We start from the raw sequence: 19,906 nt of genomic DNA on the forward strand, positions 1-19,906 counted from the left end.
TGAAATGCAAAAGGTGTAAGTATGAAGAATGAGCAGAAAAAGAAATCGCAGAAGAATCGGCTACCTATCATCGCAAAACAAAGAAATACGAAATACTGCTTGATGTCCGAAATGCCATGATGTAATGATTTGGCATAATAAAGAAATGAAAGTTGAACAATGGGAATCAGGATTTGATCCTGAAGATTTACCTTTTCGATTATCAACTTTTATAATGTCTTCTAAGTCGTAATACTCACTTAGGATAACATTTTGGATTTTTTCTTTGGGTTTCTGCTAGAAGAACTTTCCTTCAAACAAAAAAAGAAGGTATTTTCATTATTGAAAATCCTTCTTCTCATCATTACCTTAACGATTTTGGTTTTGGTTCTGATTACGGTTATTGCTCTGATTTTGATTTCTTTGATTGTTGTTCAAAGAATTGTTAGAGCTGTTTTTGAAATCTTTACCAGTGTTTTCAATATCATATTCACGCTGGTGATTTCTTTTTTCAGATTCTACATCAGCACCTAATTCAATACCCATTTCGTATTGATATAAATCCTGCTGTACCTGATTTTCGTTATACTGTTTTCTTCTTTCCATTTTTATCACCTCACAAAATTAGTATGAGGTGATACCATAGAAATTATACTAAAAAATTTCGGAATCGTTTTCGCCAATCTTACTTGTAGGATATAGATTGATGCTCTCTGTTTTTTCGATACATTCATCGATCATTTTATCAAAATCAAACCTTGCTTCCATACGTTCCGCTTTATGGATTGTTGGTCTTGTGACTGGATTTTTCGGTGTAAAAATGGTACAACAATCTTCAAATGGTTGGATTGAAATATCATAAGTATCAATTTTCTTCGCTATATCGATGATTTCTAATTTATCCAAACACGCAACAGGTCGAATCACTGGCATCTGTGTCACGCAGTTGATGGTCTGCATGCTTTCCAAGGTCTGACTTGCTACCTGACCAATACTTTCTCCGTTGATCAAGGCAAGACACTTTTGCTTTTCTGCCAAACGCTGTGCAATGCGATACATCATCCTACGCATGATCGTGATGGCATAAGATTCATCACAATTCTGATAAATCGCCAATTGTAAATCTGTAAATGGCACGATATGTACACGAATATGTCCTTGATACGGCGCTAATTTTGCTGCCAATTGCAATACCTTTTCCTGTGCTGCCTTACTTGTATAAGGAGGAGAAGCATAGTGGATACATTCAATCGCAACCCCACGTTTCATCGCAAGATAACTGGCAACCGGTGAATCAATACCACCGGATAACATCACAAGCCCTTTTCCACCTACTCCAACAGGATATCCTCCCGCACCTGCGATTTTTCCTGTCATGATATAGGTTGCATCTTCATGCACCTCAATTTGAATTTTCAGCTGTGGCTCTCTCACATTTACTTTTAATTCAGTATTACGAAGAATTTCACCTGCAATTGCACGATTGATTTCATCTGAAATCATTGGGAATCGTTTGAAACTTCTTCTCGCAACAATTTTAAAGGTTTCCGCTTCACTATTTTGTGCAATCAATAGCGCTGTTTGCTTCATTTCTTCAATATCACTAGCCACTTTGACCGCAAATGAAAATGAAGAAATCCCAAATACTTTTTGTAGATGTTCACTGACTTCATGAGGATCTTCTCCATGCAACATGATATACATACGATCATGTGTTTTTTCATATGTCAACGCCTCATAATCACGCAACGCATTCTTTACATTATTCAATAATCGTTTGATAAAGTCCTTTTTATTTTTTCCTTTGGTGCTCAATTCTCCAAAGCGTACCAATATATGGTCATATTGAAGCTTATTTTGTTCTATAGTCATGAATTACCTCCTTGATTGTATTCACAAAAGCAACCAATTCTTCTTTTCGGGTCCAATGTGAAATCGAAATACGAATTGCATGAGTTGCTCTTACTTCTCCAAGCCCCATTTCCAACAATACATGAGAAATAGCCTTGCTTTTAGACGAACAAGTACTTTGCGCAGAAACAGCAAAGCCTCTTTCATTTAATGCATTTAACATAACCTCACTGCCAATGCATAACACCGATATATTCAAAATATAAGGGGATGCATTTTCACAGGAATTGATCACGATATCTTTGATACTAGATAGTTCCTTACGTAGCCAATCATTCAAGCCTTTGACATAAACATAATTTTGATCTAATTCTTCAAGTGCAAGACGAATGGTCTTAGCTAGTACGATATCAGCCGGTGCGTTGCTTGTTCCAGCACGCAATCCTTCTTCTTGTTGTCCACCACTGATCAATGGTAGCACTCTAATATTTTTTTTCTTATAAAACAAACCACTACCCTTTAGACCGTAAATCTTATGGGCTGAAAAGGTAGCCATATCCACAAATGACAAATCTACCTTGATCTTACCAAGTGCCTGCACTCCATCCATATGAAAAGCTGCCAATGAATGTTGATGAACATGATCCGCACATTCTTTCACAGGATTGATTGCACCGGTTTCATTGTTCACCATCATCATGGAAACTAAAATCGTATCCTTACGAAGTGCTTGTTTTAAATCTTGAAACTCTACAACTCCATCTTCATTCACCGGAAGATAGGTCACTTCAAAGCCAAAATGCTCTTCCAACTGTTTCATAGCATTGGCAATGGAGCTATGTTCGACACAAGTCGTAATCAGATGTTTGCCTCTATTTTGATTTGCCCAAGCAAATGCCTTGGTTGCGTAATTATTAGATTCACTGGCACAAGAAGTGAAAAAGATTTCATCACTACGAACATGGAAAAGCTGTGCAATATTTGCACGGCTCTTTTCCATTAATTTCGCACTTTCTCTACCAATATCATGCAAAGAATCACTATTACCATAATAGTCAGATAATAACATCGTATAAGTATCCAGCACCTCTTTACGAATCGGTGTAGTGGAAGCATAATCTAAGTAAATCATTTTTATGCCTCCTGTCTTAACAGGCTGGAATCATCCTTATTGATCAATTTTTCATAAGCACCTGGATGCATTTTCTCAATACATTGAATACCGATCTTCAAAGCTTTCGTATATTGTCCGTTACGGAAACAAAGTTCGGCACGAGTTAATTCGGAATCGATTTCCGGATATGTGCTACGATAACGATTTCCAAACACGATCGTATTCTCGACCATGATCGCCATACCAACCAAATTGTTTACGCTGTTATATAATGTATAAATATAATCTATTGCGACTTTCAATTCTTTATTTAATTCCTTTACATCAAGAGGTGAATTGTCAAGAATCACCTTGATATCTTTGATCATACGTTCTGCCTTATGCAAATCTTCCTCATATTTTTGAGATACACTAGGCAAACGATGTTTTCTCATTTTTACTTGAATCTCATTCACGATCAACTGAAGTTTGATCAATTGTTTTTTTGCTCGTTCTTCATCGCTACATGCATTGTTCAGTTTTGTTTTCATATCACTGACTTCAATAGCGAAGTTCGCAGCACTTTGTTCTAATTCCTTATAACTGATCAGCAACGTCGTATATGGGATTGCATGTTCATTGACCACTTTATCCATACTACGTTTCATATCATTCAAAGAAGCCAGCTTACTACCTGTTTCTTTCAATTTGATCGTCCAGTTTTCAAAACCGAAGCGTTCATATACTTTATTATATAAATGCTCAATGTCTTCTACATCTTGATTGATGGTACGAATAGAATCAAATAAGATTTCTATATTTCCGTTAACTTCATCAAATGCCTTTTCCTCTTTAGAAATCTGTTCCTGTAATTGAACGATTCTTTTTTCACATTCATTTAAGTCATCTTGAACACCTTTTGGATCTCCATTACGTAGCTTATTCAAATCATTTTTCAGCATATCGCTCACTGCTTCCAAATTGCGTTTCACTTCTAAATGTTCTAAATAAACACCCTTATTTCTTGCTTGAGCATAGTTATAACCAACCTCATCAATTGCTCTAGGTAACACACCCTTTGCTCGCTCATACATAGATGGTAATACACTAGTCAACTCTTCCAAATACGCAATGGCGTCACCAATTTCTTTTTGCTGATCTGCGGCTTTATTAAATTCAGAAGCAAACATCCATTCTTCGAAAGAAGAGAACATTTTTTCAATTCGTACAATTTCACGTTCCAAATATTCATTGCTTTGGTTATAAGAAGTTTTATTGTCCCCAATCGTCTTTTTCAAAGCACGGAACTTTTCTTTTAAACGATTGATATGTACACGTTGTTCATTTTCTTGTTCTAAGATACCATCTAAAGTATCATTGATCTTATTGACGTTTTCTTCGCAGATTTTCAAATCATCCTCAAGATCACCCATCTTAGCTCTCGCTTTTTTACTCTTATGCACATAAATCAAATCATCGATTTCCGCAAGCTGTACACTACAATCCTTTAACTTTTCCTGTACTGTATCAAAAGAACTTTTACAACTATCCACCGCTTCCGCAATCGCATCATTGACTCTGGAAAGCGCCACCGCCTTATTCAATTTAAACGCAAGTGGCACACCTTTTAATGTGTTATACTGTAGCTCCATTTCCTCTAGCATCTTTTTCGCTTTCTTTTTTCTTAGCGACATAATGATGATCGTCAAAACGATGATTGCGATTAATCCAATAATAATATAAATCAGTATATCGATCGATATAATATTTTTAATGTTGTTGATGAATTTTTCCATGTCGACACCTCTTCATTTCTCATTGCTTATATTGTATCATATTTTTTTCTATTATAAAACGTAATTTCTAAGGTTTTAAAAGATTTTATCCAATCAAAAGCAAACATTTATTTGACAACGATTCATAAGTTTGTTATAGTATAATGGCGTAAAATTGATAGCAGCATGCAAAGTCTTACAAGAAAGCGTTTCTGACGTGAAATACGGGATATTGAGTAACCTGGCTGCCAGGTGAAGGTATCGTGAGCAGAAACACTATGTAATGATGATTTGTACTGTTATTGTTTTATAGCTATAAAACAATAAGGAGGACATTACTATGTCAAGAATTACTGGACCGGTTTGGAAAACATCCCGCCGTCTTGGTTTCTCAATTTTGGAAACTGGAGAAGAATTACAAAAACGTGCTTATGCACCTGGTCAACATGGACCTACAAAACGTGTAAAGCTTACCAACTATGGTATGCAGTTACGTGAAAAACAAAAAATTCGTTATATGTATGGATTGAATGAACGTCAGTTCTATAACACTTTCCAGAAAGCTAGTAAGATGAAAGGTGTTAAGGGTGATAACTTCTTAGCATTACTTGAATCAAGACTAGACAATATCGTTTATCGTTTAGGATTTGCTAGAACTCGCCGTGCTGCTCGTCAGTTGGTAAACCATGGACACATCTTGGTAAACGGAAAGAAAGTTGACATCCCTAGCTTCGTTTGTAAACCAGGTATGACAATTGAAGTAAAAGAAAAATCTAAAAACATGAAAGCTATCGTGGAAGCTTTAGAAGCATCATTAAATACAGTTGCATTTGTTGATGTTGATAAAGATGCTAAGAAAGGTACTTACCTTCGTCTTCCAGAACGTTCTGAATTGAATGCTGAATTCAATGAACTTCTAGTAGTAGAATTCTACAACAGATAGTCTTAAGAAAAACAGTTCGCAAGAGCTGTTTTTTTTGATAAAAAAATGCAAAAGAGACATTGCTCTTTTGCATTAATGAACATAATCGACAAATTCAGCTATGATATCATACGCTGATCGGATCACACCATCTCTTCCTTCATAATCATGAGACTGAATCCGTCCTTTGATGGCAACGGAATCTCCTGGTTTACAAATGCTCGCCGTTGTTTCCGCAATTCCTTTCCATAGCGTTACCGCAATCTTATCAAATTCATAAGTGCCATCACTGTTTGGAAAATTTCTTCTTACCTCTAACGTCATCGTTGTGTATTTGTTCCCTGCACTAGATTCCTTTAACTGAGGAAGTTCCTTTACTTTTCCTACAAATGCTACTACGTTCATATCAACATCATCCTTTCTTTTATTGATATCTATAATAAGATATATTATCTAAATATGCAAAAGCCCGTATTTGCAAAATCTTCAACGAAATCATCATAATTACTCGTGGTATAACGAAATAATTAAAATGATTTTTAATAAAGATACAAATACGGACTTTTTTATTTTTTTTCTGTTGGTAACAATTCCACAACACATGCTTGTTTTGGATCAAGCATTTCCATAGCAGATGTAACATCATCCAATGTAATATCATATAATACATCCATGGATTCAAAGAAATCACTTTGATCAAAATAGTTTCTGACCATGGTGATCGCAATATCGTCAAAACTATTTAAACTGCGAAGAGATTGTCCAAAATAACGTTTTTTCAACTGATCCAACGCTTCCTGTGATATCCCTTTTTCCCGCATTTGTGAAACTACTTGTTTCACTAAAGATAGAAAGGCTTCTTTTTGCGTCGTTTCTCCATAGAACATCATCATTCCGTAATCCTTCCCCAAATCGACTTCGCTTCCCACAAAATCATTGATGATTCCTTGGTCTAACCATGTTTGATAATCCGGATTCAAGCTAGAAAAATAAGCATCTAAGATCATACGAAAGCTCCATTCAACCTTAATGCGCTCATACACATCTTTGATTCCTGACATTTTATATGCAATGGAAAGCTTTGGCATACTGATGTCCATATGAAATTCATATTCTTTACGATCCGGTTCGATTCCTTCTTCAAAGCTTTGTCGTTTTACCTCTTTGATGGAATCAAAAGTTTTTTTACTTTGATTCTTTTTAATTTCTTCTAACAGAAGTTTTGGGTCTTTTGAAGTAACGCCTACAAGGATCATTCTACTTGGATGATAATTCAAATGATAACAATCTTGTAATTGTTGTAATGTGATAGAAGTTACACTTTCACTATCCCCACCGATATCATAACGTAATGGATGTTGTTGATACAAAGAGCTGAATGTTTCCATCAAAAGTCTTTGATCGCTCATTTGTTTATACATATTCAATTCTTGAATGATGATTCCCTTTTCTTTTTCAACACTTTCCTCCGTTATGGAAAGACTTTGTACAAAATCCAACAAAAGATGAAGAGGCTTGATAACATCTCCACTTGTAGAAAAATAATAGGCTGTTTCCGTATAGGAAGTAAAAGCATTGACGTTCGCTCCCATTTGAGAAAACATATCCATGACGTCGCCTTCTTCCATTTCAAACATTTTATGTTCTAAGAAATGGGCGATACCTGCAGGAAACGCATAGACATTTCCATCTTGATCCACCTGTTTCATATCCAATGCCCCAAGAGGAGTTGCCATCATAAACAAACTTCTTTCATAATCAGGCTTTTTCCATAATACAACATGAAGACCATTGTCAAGCGTTTCTTCTATATAGCTTTCCTGATAACGCTCGTTGTCGATTTTTCTCATGCGTTTTCTTCCTCCTTTGTGACGATCAATGTCTGCTTCAATTCACATTTCGCAACTGCTCGCATCACATCTTCTTTCGTGACTTGTTCTACTAATTGAATGATATCTTCATTTTTTCGTGTTTGATGCAATAAAGTATTTTGATATTCAAGCGCAATCAAAGAATTCATAGAATCTTTACTGGCTTTCAAAGAATTGATGATCATTGTCTTGCTGACCTTCAATAAAGCATCATCAAACTCGCCCTTCACTAAACGTTCAAATTGAAGTAAGATCAATTCTTTTGTTTGTTCGATATGTTCCTTTTCAATTCCTGTGGTAACGCCTAAAGCCCCATCATAACTAATCAAATTACTAAATATAGAGTAACATAGACTATGTTTCTCTCGTACCTCTTGAAATAATAAACTAGTAGAGTATTGTCCAAACATTGCATTGGCTACACGCATGGGATAATAATCTTGATCTACCACACTGGTATTGGTGAACCATGTCATCATGATATAGCTTTGTGTAATATCTTTGTATTCTTCCTTAACCGCATCATGCAAATCATTTTGTGCGATATAATAACTAGGATATGCTACTTCACGTGTTTGAAAATTCAATTCTGTTTCAATTTGACGCAACATTTCATCTTGACAGTCTCCACAAACGATTACATCTACCATATCCTTAGACATCATTTGTTCATAAGCTTGTTTGATATCCTCAAGACAAAGTTGTTCCACATCTTGCTTTTCTCCAAGTGCAGAAATACCCAAATAAGTTTGATCCCCTGCCAACTTTAAACATTGACTGATGACATATTGACTAGGATCATCCATCATACGTTCGATCTTAGACATCAAAATATGTTTAGATTCTTGAAAAGCTTCTTCACTTAATAATGGCGCAAATAAGATTTCTTTTAAAAAGCTCAGCCAATCCTCAAAAATCTTTTTCCCATCTGTCACATAGCGAGGATGTACGATTTTACTTCGTATCTCTATGATTTGACTGGCTCCATACCCTGCTGTCTGTGCATTCAATGTTGCCCCATACAAGGCATCCTGTTGATCACTCATTTTCTTTTTTGTATCATATCGTTCACTTCGATCACACAGCATCAATGCCAATAAGCTTCTGGCACAGGCAGTAGATTTTTCTAATTTATTTTGAAACCTGATACTGATTCCAATATCTTTGAACTTTTCAGTTTTGATCTGATGAATTCTGACTCCTTTTGTTTTATTCATTAGCGTATTACCTCCAACGTTAGTATAAACACGTGTATCTATTTTAACACAAAACAGTATATAAAAGAACCAGGATATCCTGGTTCTAACGTTTTCCTTTGTCGAAAGGCTCCCCTTCTGCTGCCGGAGCAGCACTACTTTTAGATACAAAGACCAAAACGATCAGTGTTGCAATATAAGGGATCATTTTATAGACATTGCCCGGTATTCCCAATTCATATAAAAATGGAATAACAGAGTAAGTAGAAGCAAGTGTTTTCATAAAGCCGAAGAATAGAGCCGCAAACATGATACGAAGTGGCTTCCATTGTCCGAAGATCAAAACCGCAAGCGCTAAGAAACCATATCCAGCAACGGTTGCATTGAAGTTCGTTGATGTTGGTATTACAAAGATCAAACCACCAACACCTGCTAAGAAACCTGAAATCGCCACACCTGCATAACGCATTTTATATACGGAAATACCTGCTGCATCTGCCGCCTGAGGTAATTCACCGCAAGAGCGAAGACGTAAACCAAATTTTGTTTTATAGAGTATGATTGCGCTTAGGGCCAATATAGCAAAACCAATATAGGTCGTAATATAGGTGTTTTGAAAGATCAATTCCCCAAGTACTGGGATATCACCCAATACCGGCACCTTGGAAATACGGAATACATTCACAAATTCAATTTGCTGTGTTCCTTGAAGCATTCTTGCGAAGAAAATGCAAAATGCCGGTGCAAACATATTCAAGGCAGTTCCTGAAATCGTTTGATCTGCTTTCATATGAATGGATGCAAATGCATGTAACATTGAAAACAGCATACCAACAAGACCACTGATCAAAAATGCAAGAATCAACAACAGCTGTGGTGAAATACTTGTATTAAACGCATGAATAAAGAAGATTCCCGCAAAAGCACCCATGATCATAATACCCTCTAGCGCAATATTGATCACACCACTACGTTCAGAGAATAAACCACCCAAAGCAACGATCATAAGTGGTACCGTAAAAAACATAGTCTGTTGAAATAGAAAGTATAGATTCATGACTGTTTCCCTCCTTCCTCAGATTTCGCTTTCCTTAGCCGATGTTGATTGATCAAAAGCTTCACCATCATAGAGAACGCAGCGAAATAAATAATACAAGAAATGATGATATCAACGATTTGTGGCGCAAAGCCATGAAGCTGCATCACAAAACCTCCATAATTCATATAAGAAACAAAGATGCCCGCAAACAAGATACCGATTGGATTATTCATCCCAAGTAATGCAACGGCAATCCCATTAAAGCCTTCTGGAGCAAGTTCATCTACAACGGTGATATATTTACCGGTTCCTCCAAGATACAATAATGCACCTCCCAATCCCGCTAACATACCTGCAATCACAATACTCAATACGATATTTCTTTTTTCATTGATACCCGCATATTTTGCTGCATCTTTATTGATCCCACAAGCCTTTAGCTCGAAACCAAAGGTCGTTTTATTTAGAATGACATAAACCAATATCACACATAAGATTGCTATTAAAATACCTCCGTTGGCTGTAGAACCAGAGAACACTTGATCCATTCCCATCTTAGGTATCATAGCACTAGAAGCCACAGGTAATGATTGAGCTCGCATGGTATCATAAATATGAGTAGCCACAAGATAATTGACACCATACATACCAATATAATTCATCATAATAGAACTAATGACTTCGTTTACATTGAAATACGCTTTGAAGATACCCGGAATCAAGGCCCAAATACCTCCCATCACCATACCGCCAAGCATTGCCACAAGCCAATGAATTGAGGATGGAAGAAATGTCCATTTGATACCGATCCATATTGCGACAAAGGCACCTGTAATAAATTGCCCTGGTGTTCCAATATTAAATAATCCGGTCTTAAATGCAAACCCAACAGAAAGCCCTGTCATGATAATAGGAACTGCACTAAACAATACACGTCCAAAGCTAGATAGACCATCATCAAATCCACCGGTCAACATGGCAATAAAACCACCTACCGCATTAGAAGGATTTGAGGCTATGATAATGATCAATCCGAATAACAATCCAAACGCTATCGCAAGAAAGGCTGATATAAAATCTGAAAAGCCTTCACTTTTTTGAAACAGTTTTAGCTTATTCATGGTTACCCTCCCTCTTTGATCCTGACATATATAATCCAAGTTCTTGAATGGTTGTCTTCTTAGGATCTAATTCTCCTACAAATTCACCTTCATAAATGACATAGATACGATCGCTCAAATTCATAACTTCGTCTAATTCCAAAGAAACTAATAAGACAGCACGTCCACTATCACGTTCCTCCACGATTTTTTTATGTATGTATTCGATTGCGCCAACATCCAAACCTCTAGTTGGTTGTACTGCAATCAAACATTGAGGATTTTCTTCTATTTCTCTTGCGACAATGGCTTTTTGTTGATTACCGCCACTCATGCTTCTTGTATTGGTTGCTCCACCTTGTCCACAACGCACATCATACATATCTATCAATTTATTTGCATATTGTTCGATTGCTTTAAAATTGAAAAATCCATGTTTGCTATACGGTTCTTTATAATAAGATTTCAATACCATGTTATTTTGTAAGGAATAATCAAGTACAAGCCCGTGCTTATGACGATCCTCAGGAATACAACCAAGTCCTGCATCATTACGTTTACGAATAGCCGTATGTGTGATATCTTGATCATTTAACAAAATCGTACCACTTGTCGGATTCATGATACCGGTCAAAGCATACACAAGTTCGCTTTGTCCATTACCGTCGATTCCGGCAACACAGACAATTTCGCCTTCTCGTACATGCAGATTGATATCATTCAACAGATTCTTGTGTCCCTTTTTTTCCAAAGTTAAATGTTCCACACGTAGGATATCTTTTCCTGGTGTTTTATCTTTCTTATCTACTTTGAAATTGACCTTACGTCCAACCATCATCTCAGATAACTGTTCTTTAGAAGTATCTGCTACATTTACCGTACCGATATATTTTCCTTTTCTTAAGACCACACAACGATCTGCAACCTGTTTGATTTCATTTAACTTATGGGTGATAAAAATGATAGATTTTCCCTCTTTGGCAAGATCTTTCATAATTTTCATCAATTCCTCAATTTCCTGTGGTGTCAACACTGCAGTCGGTTCATCAAATATCAAAATTTCATTATCACGATAAAGCATTTTTAATATTTCCACACGTTGCTGCATACCTACCGTAATATCAGAAATCAAAGCTTCTGTATCAACATTTAAACCATAGTCTTTACTTAGCTTTTTCACTTTTTTCCTAGCGTTGCCCAAATACAATAAACCTTTTTTCTTTTCTTCTGCACCTAGGACGATATTTTCTAATACCGTGAAATTATGTACCAATTTGAAATGCTGATGTACCATTCCAATTCCCATCCTAGTAGCATCATTAGGATCATTGATTTTCACTGGTTTGCCATTCATGGAAATACTTCCCTCTTCTGCCTGATATAATCCAAACAATACACTCATTAAGGTTGATTTACCAGCACCGTTTTCACCTAACAAAGCTAATATTTCACCTTTTTTTAATTGAATCGTCACATCATCCAAAGCTTTGATACCGGGGAAAATCTTAGTGATATGGTTCATCTCAATGATGTAATTTTCCATTATCATCTCTCCTTCGTCATTCATAGAAAAAATAAATCAATAGACACTTTTATTATAGCCAATTTTTGAAAGAAAAAGAAGTAAAAAGCTATATTTTCAGTCATAAAACAATCAACAAAAAAACTATCTATTCATTAGAAAGGAGCTATAAGTCTTTTCTATCTTACAGCTCCCTCCTTTTTTTATTGTGAATAGATTATTTTGCGACAAAGTCAACTTTTACATTATCAAAGGATAAATCAGTCACATTCTTTGCTTTTTCGTTATTGAAGATCTTAATTTCTCCATTTTTGATTTTAGCTAATAATGCATCATAATCTTCTTTTGTGAATTTTTCTAATTTACTTGAATCCATAGATAAATCTACAGCATCTTCAGCAGCACCTAGAGTTAAGTTCTTACCACCGTCGAAGTTTCCATCTTTGATTGCTTTTAATTCTTTTTGAACTGCACTAGCTAAACCTTTACGAGCTGAGATAACAACAGATTCTGATTCACCAGACTGGTCAACATCAACACCGATAACTTTACCTTGAGGTTCTGCGGCTTCAGCAGCAGCCATTGCAGAGTTACCAATAGAACCACCACAACCGAAGATGACAGACACACCGTCTTTATACCATCCGGCAGCCAATGTCTGAGCTTCTGGAGTAGCGTTGAATCCATCAGAATAATAATATTTCACTTCAACTTGAACATTCAATTCTTTGGCAGCGTCATTTGCACCTTGTAGATATCCGTAACCATAGTTTACAACTGCAGGAACTGCCTGTCCTCCCAAGAATGCAATTTTAGCTTTACCATCTTTTTCATATTCTTTTACAGCTGCATATCCAGCTAAGTATCCAACTTGTTCTTCATTAAATTTAATACCTACTGTATTTTTCAATGATTCTTCTTTATATTCCCCATCATAATCGCCATTATTTGGATAACCATCGATTAAGATGAAGTTTACATCTGGATATTGAGTCTGCTTTTCAAATACCGCTTTTTCAAACAAGAAACCAGGTGTTACGATTGTTTTCGCACCTTTTTTCACAGCCTGATCGATTGCATTTTTGTATTCTTCATCAGTTGCGTCCAATGGTTTGATATAATCAAACGTCTTTCCTTCATTTTCTTCACCATAGTAAGCTTTGATACCTTCATAGGTGCCTTGATTAAATGATTTGTCATCAATGTTACCTTTATCGGTTAACATGACCGTTTCTAATTCACTTCCTGTGCCTTCTTTTTTATCATCATTTGATCCACAGCCGGTTAAAGATACGGCCATCATGAAGGCAGCAGCCAAACACAAGAATTTTTTCATTTCATTTTCCTCCTCATATATGAAATTATGTAATCCTGTTACATATTTATTTTAACATTTTTCGTTTGAAAGTAAACGTTAATTATGAATTTTTTGTGAATTTCTTTTAATTTTATAACGCTTTCATTTACATTTTTTTACTATTTTTTGTAATGTAACAAAAAGAAAAAACCTCTGTAAAAGAGGTTATTCTATTTCATCGTTTTCATTTCTTACATACACTTCTCTAGGCTTGCTTCCCCTACTTGGTCCAATGATTCCATGCTCTTCTAATGTATCGATCAATCTTGCTGCTCTAGCATAACCAATACTGAATTTCCTTTGAATTAACGAGGTGCTGGCTTTTCTTGTTTGAATGATAAACTCTTTTACCTCATCATATAAAGGATCTGTGACATCATCTCCTGAAGCGCCCATACTATTATCCAAAGCTTCAAGGCGTAAAAAAGCGTCTTCATATTTTGGCTTCGCTTGTTTACTGACAAAGTCACAAATTGCCTGTACCTCATCATCAGATACAAATACACCTTGGACACGTGTCGCAACAGTTTCTCCTACCGGAACATATAGCATATCACCGTTTCCCAGTAGTTTCTCCGCTCCCATCTGATCTAAAATGGTTCTGGAATCCACTGCACTTGATACAGAAAAGGCAATGCGGCTTGGAATATTGGCTTTAATAATACCGGTAATGACATCAACACTAGGTCGTTGAGTCGCTACGATCAAATGAATACCTGCAGCACGAGCAAGTTGCGTAATACGTTGAATACTGCTTTCAACTTCTTTTGCTGCAACCAACATCAAATCCGCAAGCTCATCGATGATCACAACGATCCATGGAAGCTTTTGTAAACCTTCTTCCGGATGTGTCTCAAGATAGTTGTTATAGCCTTGTATGTTACGTACACCTGCCATAGAAAACAGTTCGTAACGATTGTCCATCATCGTCACAATGACTTTCAACGCACGATTGGCTTCTTCCCCATCTGTAATGACAGGCCCTAATAAATGCGGTATTTTTTGATACGGTGTAAACTCTACCTTCTTAGGATCTACAAGTAAAAGTTTGACCTCGTCCGGCCTTGCTCGCATCAAGATCGAAGTGATAATGGAATTCACGCAAACTGATTTTCCACTACCGGTAGCACCGGCAATCAAAAGATGAGGCATTTTATTCAATTCCCCATACACGCAATTTCCCATCAAATCTTTTCCAAGCGCAAACAGGCATTTGCTTTCCGCATATTTATCCGGAACATTTTTCATAAGTTCTTTCATACTAACCGTTGTTTTTTCTACATTCGGTATTTCAATACCAACACTGGATTTACCCGGTATCGGTGCTTCTATTCGTATATCTTTTGCGGCTAATGCCATTTTGATATCGTTTTGTAAATTACTGATTTTATTGACACGTACACCAAGATCCGGCTTTACTTCAAACTTGGTAACGCTTGGTCCAATATGTGTCGCAACCAATGTTGCCTTTACTCCGAATTCATCAAGGATCTCAATCAACATTCGCCCTGCATCATTGGCGGCATTCACATTGTTTAGGTTTTTACTTTTCTTTCCAGGATCTGCTAACAGTGTCAAACGTGGTAACTTATACTTACTGTAGTCTTGTGTAAAGCTAGAAACAAAAGTATCTTCTTGTCCTATGGTTTCTTCAATGATACGCTTGTCTTCTCTTTTTTTCTTTTCATGAAAGCCAACGACAACATCACTATTTGCAATATATGGCTCTTCTTCAATAACAGGTTCTTCTTTTTTATATTCTTTACTGCTTTCAACATCAAAATCATCATCTAAATCAAGAAAAGATACCTGTCCCGGTTTTACACGTTCATCTAAATTGATCTTACCAAGCATGGCCTCATGCTTCTTTTCAGTTCGCTCACGTTGTTGGACTTCTTTTTCCGTATGTTTTTGTTGTCTTCTTTGTTGTTTACTGTTTCGTTTTTCTTGTCGTACACCTTTGTTTTCTTTCCAAACAAGAAAAGGCTTTTTTAGGTTTTGTGTAAATGCCTTGATCATTTCAAATGGTGTTCCGCAAAGAACCATAATGGCCCCGAGGATCAACAATGCGATTACAATGATCCATGTACCCTTATAATCAAAGAGAAAGGTGCATAGTGAAACTAAAAATGCACCAATCAAACCGCCTTTGGCAGCTATTTCACCTTTCAAAACCAACATGCTGTCTTTTAGAAATTTGCTTAAAATATCCATGCCTTTTAAGCTTGTATCCTCTGGCACACTAGCAGCAATGATCCAAGCAATTAAGATCACACAACCTCCTGCCAAATATTTCATTGGGATATCTTTGATACTCTTTTTCATCATCATTAAAATACTAAACAAGATGATAAGCCCATAAACAACACCATATAGGTTTCCAAAAACATATCGAATCAAACCTGTCGTTACTTCTCCTACAAAGCCAATCTGTAGTCCACCAATAATTGACAATGTTATCATAACAAGGGCATAAATATAGACCAGAATTTCATTTTCCAGCTTTTGCTTCTGTTTCGCTGACTTTCTAGTTTTCGCTTTTGCCAATGCAAATACGCCCCTTTCCTACAAAATTAAATATTGATTTCCAATATAACCGGCAATACCATTGGTCGCTTGCCTGTTTCCTTTACCAAATATTTACTGATTTTATCTCTTGCTTCAGCACGAACCTGCAAGTTATCATAACGTTTTTCTTTCACCGCAGTTTCAATGCATTTCTCCATAATATTTCCGACTTCTTTGATAATATAATCTGCATCTTTTAAATAAATCAATCCCCTGGTTTGTACATCCGGTCCATTGATGACTTCTTTGTTTTTATAGCTGACACCAACACCTACGACCATGACACCATCCGTAGACAATACTTCACGATCCTTTAAAACAACACCGGTTACATCCCAGTTTTCTTTTCCATCGATCAAGGTATCTTCTAACTCAAGACGCTCTCCAACACTTGTTAGTGCTTTGTTTTCGAATTGAGCAACCTGACCATTGTCTAAAATCAAAATTTTATCAGGACCATATCCCATTTTTGTCGCAAGATTTGCGTTCATATATAAATGGCGATATTCTCCCTTGACAGGAATATAATATTTTGGTCGGAACAAATATAACATCATTTTTAAATCCTCACTGCTTGGATGCATAGACAATACTGTTCTGCTATCTAAAGTGAAGATTTTTCCGCCTTCCTTATATATTTCATTTTCCATCACATTGGCATCATTTTCTGTACCACTGACAATAGGACTTGCGACTATGATCGTATCACTTGTTCTGAAACTAACGAACTTATCCTCGTGATTTGCGATATTAGACATGGTTCTAAACAAATTCTTACCGCTTCCAGTTAAAAGAATAACAATATCTTCTTCTTCATCGGTAAAATTCTTTTCTGTGACCAACATTTCTTTTGGTACACGATAATATTTCATTTCTTCCAAGACCTTCAGCATATCTCTCATATCTTTGTCATGGAAAAAAATCTTACGGTTGTATTTCTTTGCTAATTCAATGATCTCAATGATTCTAAACAAACTCTGAGAATAACTGGATATCAGAATTCTACCTTGGCTTTCCTCAAAAATCGGTTCGATCAAGGAAGTAATGCGATGTTTTGGTGCGGTGTGACCATTCTTATCCGCATATTGAGATTCACACAACAAACACAAGACACCTTTTTTTCCAATATCACTCAATTCATTTAAATCACAAAGGAATTCTTCTTGTAACATATCATAATCTACAATGAATTCTCCAGTATACACGATATATCCTTGATCTGTCGCAATTGCCAAACCAAAATTGTCCGGAAATGCGTGGGTCATAGGGAATGTTCTAATTTTCACTCCACCAACAACTTGCTTGCTTGCTCGTTTCATACGATGGATCTTTACATTTTTAACTCCCTCTTTTTTCAAAGTTTCATGAATGATATTGGCAGTCAATGCCCCTGTATATACAGGAATATTGATTTGTTTCAACAAATACGGCAGAGCTGCTACCACATCATCATGGGCATGAGTAATAAAGATACCCTGAATTCGATCTTTGTTTTCAATCAGATAAGAGAAATCCGGTATGATAAATTCCACTCCTAACTGATCAACATCTGGATATTTTAATCCAGCTTCAATAATAAATATGGCTTCGTTGACTTCTACGACATACATGTTTTTTCCATCTTCGTCAAGTCCGCCAAGCGCAAAAATGCGTACTTTATCCATAGTTTTAATACCTCCACTATTCTGTTATTATGTTCTGTAGGAAAAAGTTTTCTTCAAAAGCATGATAAACTAATGGTATTATACCACGTTTTTCCTCACCTTAGGCAACTAGAACACACTTTTTCTATCATTTTTCCAGAAAAAAAGTGATTTCTCACTTTTTATATCTGTTCTCCATCCAAAGAAAATGTCTTGTAATCTGTGATCTTTACTTCAACGATATCTCCCGGTTTCGCATCCTTACTCAAAAAATTTACCAATTTATTTGTTTCGGTATATCCGCTAAGGACTGCTTTATTCTTTTTACTGGTGCCATCCACCAATACTTTCACAACTTTACCAAGATATGCTTTATTCTTTTCATGAGCATATTGGTTCCAACGCTCATTTAAGCATTGTAAACGCTGTTGCTTTTCTTCTAATGGCACATTATCTATCATACGTGCAGCCGGTGTTCCTTCTCTTGGAGAATAAATGAAGGTAAAGGCATTGTCAAACTTACATTCATCTACCAAATCCAATGTGTGTTGGAATTGCTCAGGTGTTTCATTAGGGAATCCAACGATAATATCAGTTGATATAGCACATCCCGGTATTTTTTCTTCGATCTTATGAAATAATGTTTTATATTGTTCAATCGTATATCTTCTACCCATCAATTTTAATACATCACTATCACCACTTTGTACCGGCAAGTGAATAAATGGCATAATGTTATCATATTTAGCGATGACATCGATCATCTCATCGCTAAAATCCCATGGATGACTCGTAGTAAAACGGATTCGTTCTATCCCGATTTTTGCGGTTTCTTCTAACAGCTTCGCAAAACCGCCTGCAATATGTAGATCTTTCCCATAGGAATTGACGTTTTGTCCAAGCAGGGTAACTTCCTTAAATCCTTCCTTTTTCAATGCGATGATTTCATCCAAGACATCTTGCATGGTACGTGAACGTTCCTTCCCTCTTGTATATGGAACGATACAATAAGTACAGAATTTATCACAGCCATACATGATATTGACCCATGCCTTATGACTTCCAAAACGCTTCACAGGAAGATTTTCAATAACTTCGCCTTCTTTGCTCAACACCTCAACACTACGTTTGCCATTTATCATCACATCATACAAAAGTTCCGGTAAGCGATGAATGTTATGGGTGCCGAAAATCAAATCAACATGACGATATTTTTCCAATAGTGTCTGTATCACATCTTCCTCTTGCGCCATACATCCACATAATCCAAATACCAAATCCGGTTTATCCTTTTTCAAACGCTTTAATGATCCTAATTCACCAAGCACCTTATCCTCAGCATTTTTACGAATGGCACAGGTATTTAACAGAATGAAATCTGCTTCTTGTGGTGTTTCACATGGTGTAAACATCAGCTCTTCCAAAATACCGGCAAGTGTCTCAGAATCTCGTTCATTCGCTTGACATCCATAAGTACGAAGATAATACTTTTTACCTTGTCCGATCATTTTCATTTGCTCTGGAATCTGAAAAAGATTTTTCTCAATCACTGATTCCTTTTGTGTACGTTTTTGTGCTTCCTTTAAATCAGGAAGTGCCCAACCTGGCTGTTTTTTCATACTAACAACTCCTTATCTATATTGCGAAATGTATCTAACATTTCCTTTTATATTTGAAAAAGAATGCCTATCATCTTGTTAAAAAAACCAAGCGCTTGCTTGGTTTACTGAGAGATTGCTTCAACTGGGCATGCAGAAATACATGATCCACAGTCAATACAAGTTCCTTCGTCACACACAGATTTGCCTTCATCATTCATTGATAAAGCTCCCACTGGGCAAACTCCTACACATGCACCACAACCGATGCAAGTATCCGCATTTACATTAACTGGCATTCTTTATTCCTCCTTTACAACCGTTTCTATTATATCCGAAAACTACCGATAACGCAACATTTTTATGTCTTTTCTATCTTATGGAATACTTTA

General features: G+C 36.3%; 16 protein-coding genes. 1 reads left to right on the forward strand and 15 read right to left on the reverse strand.

All coding sequences use genetic code 11. From position 1 onward, the window contains the following. Positions 1-348 precede the first annotated feature (348 nt). The 4 genes from UGRO018_RS04695 to UGRO018_RS04710 are packed head-to-tail and all read right to left on the reverse strand — an operon-like array spanning position 349 to position 4,719. Positions 349-585, reverse strand: coding sequence for a hypothetical protein (locus tag UGRO018_RS04695; protein ID WP_416325301.1), 237 nt, complete (start codon positions 583-585; stop codon positions 349-351). Between the two features lie 48 nt (positions 586-633). Beyond that, positions 634-1,851: a tRNA uracil 4-sulfurtransferase ThiI gene (gene thiI / locus UGRO018_RS04700; protein WP_416325302.1), complete on the reverse strand. Its 1,218-nt coding sequence runs from the start codon at positions 1,849-1,851 to the stop codon at positions 634-636. Next, positions 1,832-2,962: a cysteine desulfurase family protein gene (locus UGRO018_RS04705; protein WP_416325303.1), complete on the reverse strand. Its 1,131-nt coding sequence runs from the start codon at positions 2,960-2,962 to the stop codon at positions 1,832-1,834. Before UGRO018_RS04705 ends, thiI begins: the two co-directional genes overlap by 20 nt. Positions 2,963-2,964: 2 nt before the next feature. After that, on the reverse strand, positions 2,965-4,719 hold the full coding sequence (locus UGRO018_RS04710) for a septation ring formation regulator EzrA (protein WP_416325304.1): 1,755 nt from the start codon (positions 4,717-4,719) through the stop codon (positions 2,965-2,967). A gap of 319 nt (positions 4,720-5,038) precedes the next feature. Here UGRO018_RS04710 and rpsD point away from each other — a divergent pair, with 319 nt between their 5' ends. Next, positions 5,039-5,641, forward strand: a complete 603-nt coding sequence (rpsD, locus tag UGRO018_RS04715) for a 30S ribosomal protein S4 (protein ID WP_416325305.1) — start codon at positions 5,039-5,041, stop codon at positions 5,639-5,641. A 72-nt stretch (positions 5,642-5,713) separates the two neighbouring features. Here rpsD and UGRO018_RS04720 read toward each other — a convergent pair whose 3' ends face one another. From UGRO018_RS04720 to UGRO018_RS04770, 11 genes are all read right to left on the reverse strand, one after another. Continuing rightward, on the reverse strand, positions 5,714-6,025 hold the full coding sequence (locus UGRO018_RS04720; RefSeq protein ID WP_416325306.1) for a single-stranded DNA-binding protein: 312 nt from the start codon (positions 6,023-6,025) through the stop codon (positions 5,714-5,716). Positions 6,026-6,186: 161 nt separating this feature from the next. Further along, the gene (gene yfmH / locus UGRO018_RS04725; RefSeq protein ID WP_416325307.1) at positions 6,187-7,470 is read right to left on the reverse strand and encodes an EF-P 5-aminopentanol modification-associated protein YfmH; all 1,284 of its coding nucleotides are present in this window, start codon (positions 7,468-7,470) and stop codon (positions 6,187-6,189) included. Then, a complete protein-coding gene (gene yfmF, locus UGRO018_RS04730) occupies positions 7,467-8,708 on the reverse strand; it encodes an EF-P 5-aminopentanol modification-associated protein YfmF (RefSeq protein ID WP_416325308.1) in 1,242 nt (413 codons plus the stop codon). The genes yfmH and yfmF overlap by 4 nt, the downstream gene beginning before the upstream one ends. A gap of 85 nt (positions 8,709-8,793) precedes the next feature. Then, the gene (locus UGRO018_RS04735; protein WP_416325309.1) at positions 8,794-9,744 is read right to left on the reverse strand and encodes an ABC transporter permease; all 951 of its coding nucleotides are present in this window, start codon (positions 9,742-9,744) and stop codon (positions 8,794-8,796) included. After that, positions 9,741-10,847, reverse strand: coding sequence for an ABC transporter permease (locus UGRO018_RS04740; RefSeq protein WP_416325310.1), 1,107 nt, complete (start codon positions 10,845-10,847; stop codon positions 9,741-9,743). The genes UGRO018_RS04735 and UGRO018_RS04740 overlap by 4 nt, the downstream gene beginning before the upstream one ends. Then, entirely contained in the window at positions 10,840-12,369 is a 1,530-nt protein-coding gene (locus UGRO018_RS04745; protein WP_416325311.1) for an ABC transporter ATP-binding protein, read from the reverse strand. Before UGRO018_RS04745 ends, UGRO018_RS04740 begins: the two co-directional genes overlap by 8 nt. Before the next feature lie 196 nt (positions 12,370-12,565). After that, complete coding sequence (locus tag UGRO018_RS04750; RefSeq protein WP_416325312.1) at positions 12,566-13,684, reverse strand: BMP family ABC transporter substrate-binding protein; 1,119 nt, start codon at positions 13,682-13,684, stop codon at positions 12,566-12,568. A gap of 186 nt (positions 13,685-13,870) precedes the next feature. After that, positions 13,871-16,252, reverse strand: coding sequence for a DNA translocase FtsK (locus tag UGRO018_RS04755; protein WP_416325313.1), 2,382 nt, complete (start codon positions 16,250-16,252; stop codon positions 13,871-13,873). 26 nt (positions 16,253-16,278) lie between these two features. Beyond that, entirely contained in the window at positions 16,279-17,937 is a 1,659-nt protein-coding gene (locus tag UGRO018_RS04760) for a ribonuclease J (protein WP_416325314.1), read from the reverse strand. A 161-nt stretch (positions 17,938-18,098) separates the two neighbouring features. Next, entirely contained in the window at positions 18,099-19,535 is a 1,437-nt protein-coding gene (gene miaB, locus UGRO018_RS04765; RefSeq protein WP_416325315.1) for a tRNA (N6-isopentenyl adenosine(37)-C2)-methylthiotransferase MiaB, read from the reverse strand. A gap of 104 nt (positions 19,536-19,639) precedes the next feature. Further along, positions 19,640-19,813, reverse strand: coding sequence for a 4Fe-4S binding protein (locus UGRO018_RS04770; RefSeq protein WP_416325316.1), 174 nt, complete (start codon positions 19,811-19,813; stop codon positions 19,640-19,642). Between the last annotated feature and the right edge of the window lie 93 nt (positions 19,814-19,906).

Origin of the sequence: Hoskinsella mucinilytica, assembly GCF_045223415.1 — a bacterium.
Taxonomy (GTDB): Bacteria; Bacillota_I; Bacilli_A; order Erysipelotrichales; family Erysipelotrichaceae; genus Hoskinsella; species Hoskinsella mucinilytica.

Excerpts from the sequence above, each read along its gene's own strand:
- UGRO018_RS04695 (WP_416325301.1), bottom strand. The coding sequence starts at position 585 with ATGGAAAGAAGAAAACAGTATAACGAAAATCAGGTACAGCAGGATTTA.
- thiI (WP_416325302.1), bottom strand. The coding sequence starts at position 1,851 with ATGACTATAGAACAAAATAAGCTTCAATATGACCATATATTGGTACGC.
- UGRO018_RS04705 (WP_416325303.1), bottom strand. The coding sequence starts at position 2,962 with ATGATTTACTTAGATTATGCTTCCACTACACCGATTCGTAAAGAGGTG.
- UGRO018_RS04710 (WP_416325304.1), bottom strand. The coding sequence starts at position 4,719 with ATGGAAAAATTCATCAACAACATTAAAAATATTATATCGATCGATATA.
- rpsD (WP_416325305.1), top strand. The coding sequence starts at position 5,039 with ATGTCAAGAATTACTGGACCGGTTTGGAAAACATCCCGCCGTCTTGGT.
- UGRO018_RS04720 (WP_416325306.1), bottom strand. The coding sequence starts at position 6,025 with ATGAACGTAGTAGCATTTGTAGGAAAAGTAAAGGAACTTCCTCAGTTA.
- yfmH (WP_416325307.1), bottom strand. The coding sequence starts at position 7,470 with ATGAGAAAAATCGACAACGAGCGTTATCAGGAAAGCTATATAGAAGAA.
- yfmF (WP_416325308.1), bottom strand. The coding sequence starts at position 8,708 with ATGAATAAAACAAAAGGAGTCAGAATTCATCAGATCAAAACTGAAAAG.
- UGRO018_RS04735 (WP_416325309.1), bottom strand. The coding sequence starts at position 9,744 with ATGAATCTATACTTTCTATTTCAACAGACTATGTTTTTTACGGTACCA.
- UGRO018_RS04740 (WP_416325310.1), bottom strand. The coding sequence starts at position 10,847 with ATGAATAAGCTAAAACTGTTTCAAAAAAGTGAAGGCTTTTCAGATTTT.
- UGRO018_RS04745 (WP_416325311.1), bottom strand. The coding sequence starts at position 12,369 with ATGGAAAATTACATCATTGAGATGAACCATATCACTAAGATTTTCCCC.
- UGRO018_RS04750 (WP_416325312.1), bottom strand. The coding sequence starts at position 13,684 with ATGAAAAAATTCTTGTGTTTGGCTGCTGCCTTCATGATGGCCGTATCT.
- UGRO018_RS04760 (WP_416325314.1), bottom strand. The coding sequence starts at position 17,937 with ATGGATAAAGTACGCATTTTTGCGCTTGGCGGACTTGACGAAGATGGA.
- miaB (WP_416325315.1), bottom strand. The coding sequence starts at position 19,535 with ATGAAAAAACAGCCAGGTTGGGCACTTCCTGATTTAAAGGAAGCACAA.
- UGRO018_RS04770 (WP_416325316.1), bottom strand. The coding sequence starts at position 19,813 with ATGCCAGTTAATGTAAATGCGGATACTTGCATCGGTTGTGGTGCATGT.